At 63.7% G+C, this 15,486-nt stretch carries 14 protein-coding genes; 6 read left to right on the forward strand and 8 right to left on the reverse strand.

Annotated features, from left to right (window positions below; all coding sequences use genetic code 11):
• The first annotated feature begins 107 nt into the window (after window positions 1-107).
• Complete coding sequence (locus tag EAX62_RS13110) at window positions 108-1,094, forward strand: glycosyltransferase (protein WP_199711300.1); 987 nt, start codon at window positions 108-110, stop codon at window positions 1,092-1,094.
• Entirely contained in the window at window positions 1,054-2,778 is a 1,725-nt protein-coding gene (locus tag EAX62_RS13115; RefSeq protein ID WP_233557960.1) for a polysaccharide deacetylase family protein, read from the forward strand. Before EAX62_RS13110 ends, EAX62_RS13115 begins: the two co-directional genes overlap by 41 nt.
• Window positions 2,779-2,936: 158 nt before the next feature.
• Here EAX62_RS13115 and EAX62_RS17330 read toward each other — a convergent pair whose 3' ends face one another.
• Window positions 2,937-3,530: an acyltransferase gene (locus EAX62_RS17330; protein ID WP_121902191.1), complete on the reverse strand. Its 594-nt coding sequence runs from the start codon at window positions 3,528-3,530 to the stop codon at window positions 2,937-2,939.
• Complete coding sequence (locus EAX62_RS13125; protein ID WP_233557961.1) at window positions 3,527-4,600, reverse strand: glycosyltransferase; 1,074 nt, start codon at window positions 4,598-4,600, stop codon at window positions 3,527-3,529. The genes EAX62_RS17330 and EAX62_RS13125 overlap by 4 nt, the downstream gene beginning before the upstream one ends.
• A gap of 465 nt (window positions 4,601-5,065) precedes the next feature.
• Between EAX62_RS13125 and EAX62_RS13130 the strand changes: the two genes are divergently transcribed.
• Window positions 5,066-5,524 (forward strand): adenylyltransferase/cytidyltransferase family protein, encoded by a 459-nt coding sequence (locus tag EAX62_RS13130; RefSeq protein ID WP_121902488.1) that lies wholly within the window; start codon window positions 5,066-5,068, stop codon window positions 5,522-5,524.
• Between the two features lie 156 nt (window positions 5,525-5,680).
• Here the strand turns inward: EAX62_RS13130 and rfbA are convergent, their stop codons facing one another.
• Window positions 5,681-6,568 carry a glucose-1-phosphate thymidylyltransferase RfbA gene (rfbA, locus tag EAX62_RS13135; RefSeq protein ID WP_121902193.1) on the reverse strand — a complete coding sequence of 296 codons (888 nt, stop codon included), beginning with the start codon at window positions 6,566-6,568 and terminating at the stop codon, window positions 5,681-5,683.
• 39 nt (window positions 6,569-6,607) lie between these two features.
• Between rfbA and rfbB the strand changes: the two genes are divergently transcribed.
• From rfbB to EAX62_RS13150, 3 genes are all read left to right on the forward strand, one after another.
• Entirely contained in the window at window positions 6,608-7,606 is a 999-nt protein-coding gene (gene rfbB / locus EAX62_RS13140; protein WP_121902194.1) for a dTDP-glucose 4,6-dehydratase, read from the forward strand.
• Window positions 7,606-9,024, forward strand: coding sequence for a sugar nucleotide-binding protein (locus EAX62_RS13145; protein ID WP_121902195.1), 1,419 nt, complete (start codon window positions 7,606-7,608; stop codon window positions 9,022-9,024). The genes rfbB and EAX62_RS13145 overlap by 1 nt, the downstream gene beginning before the upstream one ends.
• 78 nt (window positions 9,025-9,102) lie before the next feature.
• A complete protein-coding gene (locus EAX62_RS13150; protein WP_325048837.1) occupies window positions 9,103-9,690 on the forward strand; it encodes a DUF6553 family protein in 588 nt (195 codons plus the stop codon).
• 22 nt (window positions 9,691-9,712) lie between these two features.
• On the opposite strand, the gene EAX62_RS13155 is transcribed toward EAX62_RS13150, so the two are convergent.
• From EAX62_RS13155 to EAX62_RS13175, 5 genes are all read right to left on the reverse strand, one after another.
• Window positions 9,713-10,462, reverse strand: coding sequence for a DUF4184 family protein (locus EAX62_RS13155; RefSeq protein ID WP_121902197.1), 750 nt, complete (start codon window positions 10,460-10,462; stop codon window positions 9,713-9,715).
• Between the two features lie 119 nt (window positions 10,463-10,581).
• Window positions 10,582-11,748 (reverse strand): nucleotide sugar dehydrogenase, encoded by a 1,167-nt coding sequence (locus EAX62_RS13160; protein ID WP_121902198.1) that lies wholly within the window; start codon window positions 11,746-11,748, stop codon window positions 10,582-10,584.
• A gap of 279 nt (window positions 11,749-12,027) precedes the next feature.
• Complete coding sequence (locus tag EAX62_RS13165; RefSeq protein ID WP_158600676.1) at window positions 12,028-13,677, reverse strand: phospholipase D-like domain-containing protein; 1,650 nt, start codon at window positions 13,675-13,677, stop codon at window positions 12,028-12,030.
• A gap of 82 nt (window positions 13,678-13,759) precedes the next feature.
• Window positions 13,760-14,938 carry a zinc-dependent alcohol dehydrogenase gene (locus EAX62_RS13170; RefSeq protein ID WP_121902200.1) on the reverse strand — a complete coding sequence of 393 codons (1,179 nt, stop codon included), beginning with the start codon at window positions 14,936-14,938 and terminating at the stop codon, window positions 13,760-13,762.
• Window positions 14,935-15,426, reverse strand: coding sequence for a pyridoxamine 5'-phosphate oxidase family protein (locus EAX62_RS13175; RefSeq protein WP_121902201.1), 492 nt, complete (start codon window positions 15,424-15,426; stop codon window positions 14,935-14,937). The genes EAX62_RS13170 and EAX62_RS13175 overlap by 4 nt, the downstream gene beginning before the upstream one ends.
• Window positions 15,427-15,486: the final 60 nt, after the last annotated feature.

Below are 15,486 nucleotides of genomic sequence, written 5' to 3' on the forward strand. Positions count from 1 at the left end.
GAGGCGCCTACATCGGCGAGGTGCGACGCTCCTTCTGGGCGCCGGGCTGGCACACTGTAACGATGACGCGAGAGAACACGACGCCAACCACTCGAAGGCTGAGGGTCATGCAGTCTTTCGGTGCGCCGCGCCCGACGACCAATCCTTACATCCACATGCTGGATGAGTCACTGGCCAAGGAACCCGGAATAGAACACCTGCGTTTCGATTACAAGAGGGCACTTCTCGGAAAGTACGATGTTCTTCATTTCCACTGGCCGGAAACCCTCTTGGGTGGAACCACTCGACCCAAAAGGCTTGTGCGCGCGCTGCTGGCCAGTGCCCTGCTGCTTCGCTTGCGTTGGGGAAAGGTGACCGTGGTCCGCACGGTACACAACGTTGAATTACCCAGCGGCATCAGCCGATGGGAACGCTGGTTCCTGCAAGGCGTTGAGGACCACACGAGCTACCGCATCGCACTCAACCAGCATTCTGCATCGTTTGGTCAGCGGTCCTGCGTCATCCCGCACGGACACTACATTGATTGGTTTGCGGGGGTTCCGCCCGTTGAGGCGGAGGACGACACGCTCGGATTTGTTGGTTTGATCCGGCAGTATAAAGGCGTCGAGAGCCTCATAGGGGCGTTTAAGGGCACGCTGGAGAGCCTGCCTGACACCATTTTGAGAATCTGCGGTAATCCCACAAGTGAGTTGATGCGGCAGGAGGTCGAATCACTCGCTCGTGAGGACAGTCGAATCATTTTGGACCTGCGATACCTCTCTGAGGAGGCCTTTGCGACGGCCATCATGGGCATGCGAGGTGTGGTTCTGCCCTACCGATTCATGCACAACTCCGGGGCTGTTCTGGCCGCGTTGTCCCTTGGCCGGCCAGTACTTGTCCCGGACAACGAGATGAACCGCGACCTGGCGTCAGAGGTCGGACCCGGCTGGATCCACCATTTCAGTGATGACCTGACCCCCGGTGACGTGATCGCTTTTCGCGAAGCAGTTTCTGCCTTGCCGGTTGAGCCACCCCGTCTTGGGGCGCGCGGATGGGCTGATGCAGGGCGCCGCCATGCGGAGGCCTACGCCACGGCAAGCAGACGCCGTGCCTGACCGCCATGACATTGGGCGGCTTCGGCTCGCCGTGGCAATTCCCACCTACCGACGTTTGGAATCCTTGGAGAAGCTTCTGGGAGTTCTCGCTGAGCGGGTTTCGGAATTGTCTGACCGCTTCGAGGTCTCAGTCATCGTCGTTGACAACGATTCTGATGCATCCGCGCGCGACATCGTGACTCAGGGGAGTTGGGGTGTTCCTGTTCATTATGCCCACGAGCCCACACCCGGCATCGCCGCGGCTCGGAGCCGTCTCCTAGCGGAGGCTTCGGAGCATGGGCTGCTGGTGTTTATCGACGATGACGAGTGGCCCACCCCGGGGTGGCTGACGGAGCTTGTGCACATGTGGGAGAAGACTGGTGCCACTGCGGTCATGGGAAGGGTGGAGACGATCCTGCCGAAAGACGTCGACCCGTGGGTGCGTGCCGTGGGGATTTTCGAGAGGGCGAAGCGGCTGCCGGGAGAGCGGCTTCCCGCCGCGGCGACCGGAAATCTCCTCCTGGACCTGAATCAGGTTCGGCATTTCAACGTTGACTTCGATCCGACGCTGGGAACCAGCGGCGGGGAAGACACACTCTTCACGCGAACTCTGGTGGCTCGTGGCGGCACGATCGTCGCCTGCCCGGCATCGGTGGCGCTTGATGAGCCCGGGTTGGAGAGGGCGACGCGATCGTTCACCCTGAGGCGGGCTCGCTTCCATGGCGTTACGCAGGCCGACATCGACCTTCGTCTGGCGACAAGTCCCGGCCGGCGACTGTTCTCCCGGCTTCGCTCGACAGCCAAGGGTTCTGTGTGGATCGCACTGGGCTCCCTGCGCGGGCTGAAAAGTCTGGTGAGTCAGTCGCTGGCGGACAGCGCCTGGAGTGCCAGGCGTATTCAGCGAGGCCTTGGTCTGCTCCACGGGGCTTGGGGGTCGCCCCCGGGGGAGTACGCACGCGGTCCGAAGTTGTCGCACGCGGTGCGTCTCTCGCATCTCAAGTCCAAAGTGCGTTCCGCGTCGCCGTTCTTTCGTTCGGTAGTGGGGGTGGATGTCGCCAAACCTGTCGTGGTGCTGACCCTCGACGACGGCCCCGATCCCCACTGGACCCCGCTCATTCTGGACCTGTTGAAGAGCCGGGGCGTCAGTGCAACATTCTTCGTTCTCCTGACACGCGTCCGCCGACACCCGGAACTCTTGGCTCGGATTGTCAAGGAGGGCCACGACGTTGGGCTGCACGGCATCGATCACCGGAGGATCACAACGCTCAACCGGCGGGATCTCGCGGCGCAACTGAACGCAGGGCGCCGTGAGTTGGAGGCAGCCATCGGTGCGCCGGTGCGGTGGTACCGGCCGCCCTACGGGGCAATGACCCCCACGGGATGGTTGGTCGTGCGTCGTGCTGGGTTGACCCCAGTGCTCTGGGCAGCAACAGCCCTCGACGGCCGCGATGCCACGATGGAAGAGCGGATCGGTAGCGCGGTGTGTGTTCGGGCGGGGGACATCGTCCTGGCCCATGACTCGAGGGCTGGACACGAGGATGGTGCCGACGATCCTTTGATCTCGTACATTGACCGCGTCGCACTGATTGAAGCAATCCTTGATGCTTGGGCCGCCCGGAACCTCACGGCGCTGTCTCTAGAAAAAGCCTGGATTGGCGGTCCGCCCCGTCGCGCCATGGTGATGGCGTTGAAAAGGCGTTCCTGAGACCGGGCTGTGCTGGGGCGCGATGTCCTGACCAGCCACCCCTGCCTTTGAGCTTCGGCGTATATAGGGGCCCATCGGCTCTGCCGCCTGCAGCTATATACGGCGCCTGGTTGGGGAGACCCATGCCTGAAGATGAATTCTCATAGTTTGCGGGCGGGTCAGCTCTTTTCGGCAGATGGGCCTGTGGCAGTGTCGGGCATCAGTCCTTCGGGTCGTGCGCTGCCCCACCCCGTCACTCGTCCCACTTCCACGGCGGGGTTTCCAGCCACGACGGCACCTGCCGCAACGTCGCGACGCACAACGGCACCCGCAGCCACCACGGCCCCTCGTCCAACGGTGACGCCCTTGAGGAGCATGGCGCCTGTCCCGACGAGGACGTCACCTTCGATGACAATGGGGCGCGTGTGGGGTCGAATTCGTCCGTCTTCGCCCCGCAACCAATGAAAGTCAGTGTCCAGAATCTGAACGTTCCATGACACCCGCGTATTTGGGCCCAAAATCACTTCGGACTCGACGTTGACGATGCAACGATCGCCCAGTTTGGCGCCCGGCATAAGGGTGAGTGTCGCTCCCTCGCCGACCCAAATCCTCACGTCGTCGGTAATCGTGCTGCCGCGTCGAAGGTCATAGGTTCCTGGACCTCCCATCTTCACACCTCGGCCAACGCGAGCTCCCAGATGCCCCCGCCCGGCCGCCCTCAGATAGGCCCAGAAGTGCCGACGTAGGTTCCCGAGATTGACTTTGTGGATCATTGGTCCCCCGCCTCAAACATCCAGTCCTCCGCAGCCTCGCGTCCGTCCTGCTTCGGCAAGTCTTGAACAACCGACCGCGGACTGCGCTCCTGCATGAGAGCGGCGACGGTCGCCTGGGCGATGGCCGACACGTTCCCGGACTCGGCCACAACCCAATGACCGCGCGTGGAGAGCCACTGCGCCAGACCCGTTTCATCCGTGGTAACAATGACACAGCCCATACTGAGTCCCTCCACGATGGGTAGTCCAACCTGTTCTCGCCACAGCTTGGTGGGTTGCGAGGGGAGAATGAGTACCTTTGCAGCGGACATCTCTTCAAAGATCCTCGGCCTCGCGGGATCCACTTCCACCCGAACCCGGTCATCGCAGGATGCCAGGTGGAGTGCATCATTCACACCAACGCCCTTTCCCAGAAGCACCAACGACGCGTCCGGCACGGCCTCCCGTACCCGTGGCCACGCTGACAACACCTTGTCGAAGCCCTTGCGAGCCGAGAAGTCTCCAACGAAGATCAGGGACCTTGCCCGCGTCGCGTCCCCTCGTCCCGCGATGCGTGCGACGGGGAGGGCGTCTATGGTGCAGTGAGTTGGCCAGCGTCGGCTGTCAGGGAACCATGAGCGGTAAAGGTCATACGAATGTGACGTGCCGAACACCAATCGGTCCAGGTGGCGCCACACCGCCGGAATAAGAAGGGCCTCCAGTCGCCACTTCCATCGTGACTTCATCGGCAGGGCGTTAGCAACAATCCGCGGGTCCTTATTCGCGATCGCATAGGAGACTACTCGGGCACTGGAGGTGCGCAGTACCGCTGCTCTAATCCGGTTGGCAGTCATGATCGCCAAGGCGCGAGGCGCGGCTCTGGCGACGAGCGGTTCATTGATTTCGATGACGTCGACATCATTGGTCAGTCCAAAACAAAAGGCGCCCAGGACACCAGCGGCGCGCAGGTCCACTGTGCTGGCCAGCTCCTTATCGAAGTCATATCGTTGGAACCGGTGGAGGATTGTGGTTGCGGCTCCCCCCCTCACGCGCTCGAGATGTGCAGTGCGGACTACGTCGTACAGCTTCACTATGCGAGGGGGGCCGGGGTCGGAGCCAGAACCCTGCGCTCGAGATGACGATTCAGTGACCGCGTCACCAGTGTCCTTATTGCTCATCCCTCAACATTAGTCTGACAGGCTCGCCTGGCGCCGCGGCTCTCCGCAGTGAAAAGTGGGTACTCGTGCCCGCTCCCTGCTACGGGAGGCACGGCTGCGACCTGGTGAGGATATCGGAATGTGGGACTTAAGATCCTCGACTCTGTACGTTCAGCGGTTGCAAAGTCGAGTTGCCCTCCCATGCATGACGCGGTATCGACCAAGTTTCTCACCGTGGAATAGGCCGTAGGGTCATCCGGTCTTCAGGAAGCTGGAACGAGCACAGGGGGGGTCGACCTGTCGCCCAAAAACCTAAGGCATCGTGACAGACTCCTCATCGAACCGCTAGTGTAGGTACGAGTGCAGTCCGGGGGGGCTGCGCACTGGGGTGAGGGAATCATGACTTTACGCATCGGCTATGCCGCTGGCGGGTACGACCTGTTCCATGTTGGGCATCTGAACATACTGCGTCGTGCCAAGGATCACTGTGATGTTCTCATCGCAGGGGTGGTCAGCGATGAGATGCTCCTTCAGGTCAAGGGGGTTCACTCCGTCGTTCCCACTGAAGAGCGCGCCGAGATCGTCCGCAACATCAAGTGTGTGGATGAGGTCTACATAGAGCGGGTGCCCGACAAATTGGACGTCTGGAGGGAAGTCGGCTTCACGCACTTCTTCAAGGGCGACGACTGGCGGGGCACCGAGAAGGGTCGACGCCTTGAGGACAAGTTTGCAACCGTTGGTGTCGAGATCGTCTACTTCCCGTACACAGCCCACACCTCGAGTACGGGGCTCAGGCGATCGTTGGAACTTCTCCAAGGCGGAGCTCAGGTTCTCAGAGGAAGCGTCAGCTACGCCTGATCGAGGCTTCGGCGCCTCTCTGTCCATCGCGTAGCCGCTTCCCGTGATGTGGCGAAGCCTCTCTCGGCACTGCACATCATGGATATGCGCACGTAATCCAACCACCAGCAGGCAGAGACTCATTCGGTGAACACTTGGGCTCAGCCGGCCGCAGCCTCATCCAACTCCCCTCTGGGAGTCCGGAATCTGTAATAACTCACGGAGGTAGCTGCCGTACCCTGACTTCTCCAACTGGGCTGCACGTTCCTCCAGCTCTGAGTCGGTCAAGAAGCCCTGTCGCCACGCTGCCTCCTCGGGACATCCCACCTGGAGTCCCTGCCGCGCCTGAATCGTTCGGACAAAGCTACTTGCGTCGTTGAGGGAATCGAAGGTCCCGGTGTCCAGCCACGCTGTGCCGCGCGGCAGGATAGAGACCTGCAACCGGCCCTGCTCCATGTACACACGGTTCACATCCGTGATCTCGTACTCTCCACGCGCCGATGGCGCGAGCCCGGATGCGATCTCCACGACGTCGGCGTCGTAGAAGTACAGCCCTGGTACCGCGTAGTGGGACTTCGGGTGGGCAGGCTTCTCTTCTATCGAGATTGCCCTGCCGGAGGCGTCAAACTCCACCACGCCGTAGGCGCCCGGGTCGGACACCCAGTAGCCGAACACGGCAGCCCCGTCGATGTCGATGCACTTCTGCAACTGGGTGCCGACGCCGTGGCCGTAGAAGATGTTGTCACCCAGAACCAGGCAGACCTTCTCGCCTCCCAAGAAGTTGGCGCCGATGGTGAACGCCTGCGCCAGCCCGTTCGGTTCAGGCTGCGTCGCGTACTCGATGGTGATGCCAAACTGGCTGCCGTCCCCCAGCAGGCGCCGGAACGCCTCCTGCTCGTGAGGAGTGGTGATGACCAGCACCTCTCTGATTCCCGCAAGAATGAGGGTTGTCAGTGGGTAATAAATCATGGGCTTGTCGTAGACCGGAACCAGTTGTTTGCTGTTTGCGAGCGTGATCGGGTGCAAACGAGTGCCCGAACCGCCAGCCAGAATGATGCCACGCATAATTGAGTCTCCCACGCCGTTGTTCCCTAGACTGCGCGCATGGCCAAAATGTTGTGCACAGGGGGAGCCGGGTTCATCGGCAGTAATTTCGTCCGGCTGGTGCTCGAGACAACCGACGACCACGTCACTGTCCTCGATGCATTGACCTATGCCGGGCACCGCGAGTCGTTGTCGGATCTCGACCCGAAACGCGTGACGTTCGTGCATGGATCCGTCACTGACGCAGACTTGGTGGACGAGTTGGTGGGCGACCACGACGTCGTGGTCCACTTCGCGGCGGAATCTCACAATGACAATTCCCTCAATGACCCGAGCCCCTTCATCCGGACAAACATCGTGGGCACGTTCGAACTACTGGAGGCGGTGCGCCGACATGGGCGGCGCTACCACCACATCTCCACTGACGAGGTCTACGGCGACCTGGAACTGGACGATCCGCAACGATTCACCGAGACCACCCCGTACAACCCCTCGAGCCCATACTCGGCGTCCAAGGCATCATCAGACCTGCTGGTCCGCGCGTGGGTGCGCTCCTTCGGCGTCCAGGCGACTCTGAGCAACTGTTCCAACAACTACGGGCCGCGCCAGCACGTCGAGAAGTTCATCCCGCGCCAGATCACCAACCTCATCGACGGTATACATCCGCGCCTTTACGGCGCAGGGCTGAACGTGCGGGACTGGATCCATGTGGACGACCACAACCGGGCAGTACTGCGGATCATTGAAGCCGGCAGGATCGGGGAGACATATCTCATCGGGGCCGACGGGGAGATGGACAACAAGTCCGTCATCGAGTTGATCCTGGAGCTGATGGGCGAGGACCGCAGCGCGTACGACCATGTCGCCGACAGGCCTGGGCATGACCTGCGCTATGCCATCGATGCCGCGATGCTGCGGAGGGAACTGGGGTGGGAGCCCCACTTCAAGGATTTCCGCTCCGGCCTGGCGGCCACCATCGACTGGTACCGCGCCAACGAGTCGTGGTGGCGCCCCATGAAGGAGGCCACCGAGGCCAAGTACGCCGCGGCGGGACACTGATGGGCCCCGATCGCACTGCTGCGGTCCGCAGCACGGCCATTCCGGGTCTTCTGGTGGTTGATCTGATCCTTCACGGCGATGATCGGGGCTGGTTCAAGGAGAACTGGCAGCGGGCAAAGATGACACAGCTCGGTCTTCCCGACTTCGGGCCGGTGCAGCACAGTGTGGCCATGAACCACACGGCGGGTGTGACCCGCGGGTTCCATGCCGAACCATGGGACAAGCTGGTGTCGATCGCCTCCGGACGGATTTTCGGCGCTTGGGTGGACCTTCGAGCCGGTGCGACCTTCGGGACGGCGGTGACGATGGAACTTGGTCCGGACACGGCTGTGTTCGTGCCCAGGGGCGTCGCCAACGGCTACCAGACGCTGAACGACGAGACGGTGTACTCGTACCTGGTGAATGACCACTGGAGTCCCGAGAAGCGCGACGCTTACGCCTACGTGAACCTCGCCGACGAGACGCTCGCGATCCCCTGGCCGATCCCGCTGTCCGAGGCGACCATGTCCGACGCCGACGTGGCCCATCCGCGACTGGTTGACGCGCAACCCGCACAGGAGCGCGGAACGGTGGTGATCGGTGCGGGCGGTCAACTCGGCGGTGCGCTCATGGCTCGCCTGCCCAAGGCCGTCGGCGTGACCAGGACGTCGCTCGACCTTGGCGACCCGAACTCGTTCACGTCCGTTGACTGGTCCCAGTTGGACACCATCATCAATGCCGCCGCCTATACCGCCGTCGACGATGCCGAGACCGGCAGTGGTCGCCAGACTGCCTGGGCGACGAACGTCACAGGCGTGGCCCAGCTGTGTCGAATTGCGGCGGAACACCGCATAACGTTGGTTCACGTTTCCAGTGACTATGTGTTCGACGGTACGGCGCAGGAGTACGACGAGTATGAGCCGCCGTCGCCCCTGGGTGTCTACGGGCAGACGAAGGCCGCAGGTGACGCTCTCGTGGGACAACTGGACAGCCACCTCCTGCTACGCACGAGTTGGGTGATCGGGGAGGGCCGCAACTTCGTCTCCACCATGGTGGACCTGGCACTACGCGGCATCTCACCAACAGTGGTGAATGACCAGTTCGGGCGCCTGACCTTCACCGAGGATCTCGCCGCGGGTATCGCGCACCTGCTGGACGCGGGTGCTCCGTCCGGAACATGGAATCTCACCAACGCGGGACCGGTGCAGACCTGGGCCGACATCGCCGCCGACGTTTTCGAGCTGTGTGGACGGGACCGCAAGGACGTACGACCCGTAACGACCCAGCAGTATGCACTTCAGCAGCCACAACGGCTCACGGCCCCTCGGCCCCGCAGGAGCGCCTTGCGACTGGATCGGATCGTCGCGGCCGGATTCCAGCCCCCGGAGGCCCGGGAGCGACTGACAACCTACGTGGCGGCCCTGCTCGGTGCGCGCTGACGGGACGGACCTCTTCGAGTGCCTCCCCACCGGGCGGATACGGTGAGGTCATGCGCACGTTGACGCTGGTTCCGCACCCTGCGAGCAGCCTGCTCGGCGCCACGGCTTCTCCAGAGGACTGACATGAACGACGACGATCCCACCCCCGTCCTGCACCCCGACCTGGACGCTGCACGCTACGGCGCCAAGCACGACGGCGACCGCTTCGTGGGTTTCTGGCTGTCTCTGGTGATGGAAGGCCGGCAGTACCGCCTGCGACCCAATGCCCGCCAGACGCGGCGCATCATGGACCGCTTCTACGCAGGGAAGGACGTGGTGAAGGCGTTCGACACCGTTGGTCAGGATGCCGTGAACGAACAGCTTCGGCTGGCCGCGTCCGTGTACTTCACCTCCTGCCTCACCGACCCCCAGTACGCGAACACTCTGTGGCGCATGAACCGGATCGAACCGGAAAAGCTGCGGGACAAGATGGCTCGCGACACCGTCAACACGCTGGCAATGCTGGGCGGCAGCGGGGGACTGGTGGGGCGAGCCGTGAGGCTGCCAGCTCTGCTGACGGACGGGCTGCTCGACTCACTGGCACCCAAGGGTGCCGAGGAACTGGCCAGAGCGCTGGAGGGCAACCCGGCAGCGATGCGGGCCATGGAGATCACCGAAGGAGCCTGAGGTCCCGCCCCATTCGGCTCCGCTAGGCCGCGTGGTGGCGCGCCACCCGCAGATCGATCAGGGCGTGGGCGACGCACACGACAATGACGCCGAGGGCGGCGCCGCTGATGGATGACGTGACCGTCGTGAACACCATTGCACGACGATCCGTGGGGTCGTGCATGGTGGTCACCCGGAGCGCCACGGCCAGCAGCGCGGCGGCGATCACGATCGCGGGTGCCGCGGCGGCCGTGCCCGGCTGGCGGCGAGGACCGGGGCTCCTCGGGGGTTGACGGAAACCCACCCAGAGCAGCACCGCCAGACCGAGGGCACCGCTGGCGTACTGCAGGTAGCTGTACCCGTGGTGCCGACCGAGTGGGCTGTCGTGGATGGCGGCCAGTGGGCCGATCACGCTCGTCAGGTATCCCGCGTGGGTGAGCGCATCCCACAGGATGTGCGTGGCCGAGCCGACCACCACGGCGGCCACCACCCCGAGCCATGCAGGGTCTTGTCCCGTGGGTGGTGTCCACCGGGTGCGGACAGGGCGTGGTGCCACGTCGTGCACGATGGGCGCCACCCACCGCCACACCAACCACAGGGCCATGCCGAACAGGAGGTCCCATGTGGGGATGCTCCACACGCTGTGCGTGACGTGCCGCGGGATCGATCCGCTGAAGGGCAGGAAATAGGGGAGGTCCGGGCTCATGCTGCCGGCGGCCAGGGCCGCGAATGGGAAATAGGGCCGTCCCCGCAACGGCAGGACGGCGGCGACGTGGGCTGGTGTGAACGGCATTGCTCTGCAGGATAGCCGCGATCCCCGTCCTGCCCCATCTCGCAAGTGCAGTTGGCAGCGAACACCTCGAAGTTGCTGAGGGGTGACGACCTCCCGACGTCACTCAGTCCGGGGTCTTGTCAGTCGCGACCGTAAATGTCGCGCGTGTAGACCTTGTCGGCGACGTCGTCCAGGTCGTCGGTGCGCCGATTGGCAAGAATGACGTCCGAGCGTTGCTTGAACTCCTCGAAATCCGTGACCACTTCAGAATTGAAGAAAGAGTCCTGCTCGAGCGCTGGCTCGTAGATTATGACGTCGATGCCTTTGGCCTTCACACGTTTCATAATCCCCTGAATGGCCGACGTCCGGAAGTTGTCAGAGCCCGACTTCATCACGAGGCGATAGATCCCCACCGTCGCGGGATTGCGACGGAGTACCTCCGCCGCGATGAAGTCTTTGCGAGTCCTGTTTGCATCCACGACTGCGGCGATGAGGTTCTGGGGAACGTCGGAGTAGTTGGCCAGCAGTTGCTTGGTGTCCTTGGGCAGGCAATAGCCGCCGTATCCGAAGGAGGGGTTGTTGTAGTGGATGCCGATCCGCGGATCCAGCCCGACTCCCTCGATGATCTGAGCACTATCCAGCCCACGGGAGGCGGCGAAGGTGTCCAGTTCATTGAAATAGGCCACCCGCAGCGCCAAGTAGGTGTTGGCGAACAGTTTGATGGCCTCTGCCTCGGTGGAACCCGTCAATAAAATGGGTACGTTCTCGGCCAGGGCCCCTTCAGCCAGTAGATCGGCGAACCGCTGTCCCCGTTCAGATCGGTCACCCACAACGATTCGGGAGGGGTGGAGGTTGTCGTACAACGCACGTCCCTCGCGCAGGAACTCGGGCGAGAAGAGGATCGATGCACCGGGGTGCCGCTCACGGAGGTTGGCCGTAAAGCCCACGGGTACCGTGGACTTGATGACTACGGTCGCGTTTGGGGCCACCGCGAAGACGTCCGCAATGACCGACTCCACAGAGTCAGTGTTGAAGAAGTTGGTCTGTGGGTCGTAGTCGGTGGGCGTAGCCACGATGACGAAGTCGGCGCCGCAATAGGCAGCTGCGCCATCGGTGGTTGCCTCGAGATCCAGCGGGATGCTCGCAAGGTATTCTTGGAGTTCCAGATCGTCGATGGGCGACTCTCGGCGACTGATTTGTTCCACTCTCCCCGGATTGATGTCGACGGCGGTCACGGCATGGTTCTGGGCAAGAACCACTGCATTGGACAACCCGACATACCCAGTTCCCACAACAACAATCTTCATCAGTTTGTGCTCCTTCAGGTGCTCCGCGTCACGCTATCCCACTGGCGCGGGTCGAGCCTGAAAGTGATGCACGATTCATGGGGGATTGCCGCTCTGGAGTTCAGCCCAGCCGCTCTGTGATGTCGGATTCGTTGCATCACGCGGTAGTGCATGTGTGAACGCCAGGGAGAGGAGGTTCGGGGTCCGCGATGCTGGCCGCGAGGGCACTGAACTGCATGCGCCACTGTGCCTTCAGTGGCTGGCCCGTCACGCCCCGGATTGTCCCAAGCGCGCCCGTTGTCACAGGAGGGGAGCGAAGACCCGCAGCATGGCCTGCAGCAGCCGCTTGACCATGGTGGTGTCCGTGAGGTCCTCCATGGTGATCCGGCGGGACACGGCGACGGTGGCCTCCACGTCGCTGCGCAACTCCGCGAGGGCTGCGCTCTGATGCATCCAGACGGCGCACTCCTGGTGCAGGTAGAAGCTGCGGAAGTCGAAGTTGATGGTGCCCACCAAGCCCAGTTCGTCGTCGACGAGCATCGACTTGGCGTGGATGAATCCGGGTGTGTATTCGTACACCTCGATGCCCGCCTCCATGAGGGGGCGGTAATAGGAGTGGGTTGCCAGGCTGACGTACCACTTGTCGGGGATGCCGGGCACCACGATTCGCACCCGCACACCGGAGCGTGAGGTGGCGGCCAGTTGCGCCACCATCGAGTCGCTGAGCACCAGGTACGGGGTGAAGATGTCGACGCTGTGCTTGGCCGCCTGCATGAGGTGCTGGTAGATGTCCGAGCCCAGCGACAGGTCGTCGAACGGCGTGTCGTCGAAGGGGGCCACGTGCCCGCGTTCCGGCTCCTCGACGGCGGGGACGTGGGTGAGGGCCTTCGCATCCTCGACGGGGCGGGCCTCGAGGGCATCCTGGGTGGCGGGGAGGAAGCTGGCGTAGTCGACCTGGGCCCTGCTCGCGAGCTCCCACATCTGCAGGAACATCACGGCGAGACCCCACGCGCCGGGGCCCTCCAGCCGCAGCACCGTGTCCTTCCAGTGGCCGAATCGGACGATCTCATTGATGTACTCGTCGGCAATGTTGATCCCGCCCGTGAAGGCGACCCTGCCGTCGATGCTCAGGATCTTGCGGTGGTCCCGGTTCTGAAAGGTGATGGTGAACCCGAGACCCACGGGGTTCACGGGAATTATCGCGATGCCGGCGGCCTCGCACCGCTCCTTGAGGTTCACGGGGAGGGTGAAGAAGCTACCGAGGTCGTCGTAGAGAAACCGAACGTCAACGCCCTCGGCGGCCTTGGCTGCGAGCGCGTCGATGAGTCGGTCCAGCATCTTGCCCCCCGCCACGATGAAGTACTCGGCGAAGACGTAGTGCCGGGCCCGGCCGATGGCCTCGATCATGGCGTCGAAGCCGAGCTCTCCCACGGGGTAGTAGGCCGTGTCGGTGGCGTCGAAGACCCTGTACTGGCTGATGCTCTCCAGGTACGTGAGCTGTCGCCTCACGGGGGAGGGGACCTCGCCCGGCGGCAGGTGGGTGGGTGGGAGCAGCCGGAGGGCGTCGCGGGCGCGCTGCGTGGCCGCGTCGAACCGCTCCCGCTGCGACCGGGTCATCACGGTGGCGCCGTAGAACAGGTAGAAGACGGACCCCAGCAGCGGCAGCGTCAGGACCGGGATGATCCACGCCAGCTTGTAGGTGGTCTCGCGGCGACCGTTGAGGATGAACAGCATCACGATGATGGCCAGCACGCTCTGCGCGGCGAGGATGGCCGAGGACCACTCCGTCAGGAAGGTGAGGACTGCGACGAGCAGCAGCATCTGTACGGAGAACGCGAGAGCGATGATGGCCGCCCTGCCCCACGTCGTCGCCCATCGCCGCAGACGGGAGTGCTTGGATGCACGGACGACTTCGGGCTTCGAGGTCTGGTGCAGGGCCGTGGAGGTCATGGCCCCCATTGTGGCGTCTGCACGGCCCTGAACGACAGTGCCGCCGCCGGACCTGGCGGCGGCACTGACGTTGCCGGGGTCGTCAGGGTGTGAGGACGACCTTGATGCATCCGTCGGACTTCTCCTGGAACATCTTGTAGGCCTCGGGGGCCTTCTCCAGCGGCAGATGATGCGTGGTGAGGTCGTCGACGCCGAACGGGTCGGAGTCCACCAGCTTCTCCAGCAGGTCGGCTGTCCACCGCTTCACGTTGCACTGCCCCATGCGCATGGTGATGCCCTTGTCGAACATTGTCATGAGCGGCATGGGGTCGATGGCCCCGCCGTAGACGCCCGAGAGCGAGACGGTGCCGCCGCGACGCACCGCGTCGATGGCGGTGTGGAGGGCGTCGAGGCGATCGATGCCGGCCTTCTCGATGGCGGGCTGCGCCAGCGGCTTGGGGAGCCTGGACGCCATGGCGATGATCCGCTTGGCGACGGGGTTCCCGTGGGCCTCCATGCCGACGGCGTCCACGACGGAGTCGGGGCCGCGGCCCTGCGTCATCTCCTTCAGGGTGTGTGCGACGTCGCCGTCGCCCAGGTCAATGACCTCGGCACCGAGGCGGCGTGCCCGCTCCAGTCGCTCGGGGACGAGGTCGACGCCGATGACCCGGCCCGCACCCTGCTCCTGCGCGCAGCGCACGGCGAGTTGGCCCACGGGGCCGAGACCGAGGATGGCGACGGTGGAACCCGGCTCCACGTCGGCGTAGGCCACGCCCTGCCAGGCGGTGGGAAGGATGTCGGAGAGGAACAGGAAGCGCTCGTCGGGCAGCCCCTCGGGAACCTTGATGGGCCCGAAGTCGGCGTGCGGGACCCGCACGTACTCCGCCTGCCCGCCCGGCACCTGGCCATACAGGCTCGTGTAGCCGAACAGGCTGGCGCCCTTGTCGTACTCACGCACCTGGGTGGTCTCGCACTGCGAGAAGAGCCCGCGCTGACACATCCAGCACTTCCCGCAGGAGATGGTGAACGGCACGACGACGCGGTCGCCGACGGAGAGGTTGCTGACGTTGGCCCCGAGCTCCTGGACGACGCCCATGAACTCGTGGCCGATGATGTCGCCCGGGGTAAGGTATGGCGCCAGGACGCCGTAGAGGTGCAGGTCCGACCCACAGATGGCCGTGGAGGTGACGCGCACGATGGCATCGGTGGGATCCACGATCCTCGGATCCGGCACCTCCTCCACGCGCACGTCCCCGAGGCCCTGCCAGGTCAGCGCCCTCATGACTGGACGTCAGCGTCGACGACGCCCGATTCCCCGCCATCAGGCTGGGTGTGGGTGATGAGACCCTTCACCATGGAGATCATGGACCCTGCCGTGCTGGGGGTGTCCCAGTAGCCGATGGTGTGGGCCGTGACCTTGATGAGTGACACCTGGGGGTCCTCGGCCTTGCACTGCAGCCAGGACTCCGCGAACGGGTTCCACAGCTCGCGCTGCTTCGCGACATCCTGCACCACCTCGGCGGTGCCCTCCACGGAGAGGTAGTCGCCGTCCGCGTAGGTCACGTTCACCCGGCCGTCGGCCTCGATCTGCTGGGCCTTCTCGGACCCGGTCTGGGTGAAGAACCAGAGGGTGCCGTCCTCGTCGGGTTCCTGCGCACCCATGGGGCGGCTCACGAGCTTGTCGCCGTCGAAGGTGGTGAGCATGGCGGTGTGCTGCTTCTTGAGAAGTTCCATCACGTCGTCAAGGGACTTGCCTGCGTCATTGTTCATGTCTGCACTCTTCCACCACGGCGGCTCACGCGGGCAGAAACATCCCCCACCCCTACGGGT

It is taken from the genome of Tessaracoccus antarcticus (genome assembly GCF_003688855.1).
Classification (GTDB): Bacteria; Actinomycetota; Actinomycetes; order Propionibacteriales; family Propionibacteriaceae; genus Arachnia; species Arachnia antarctica.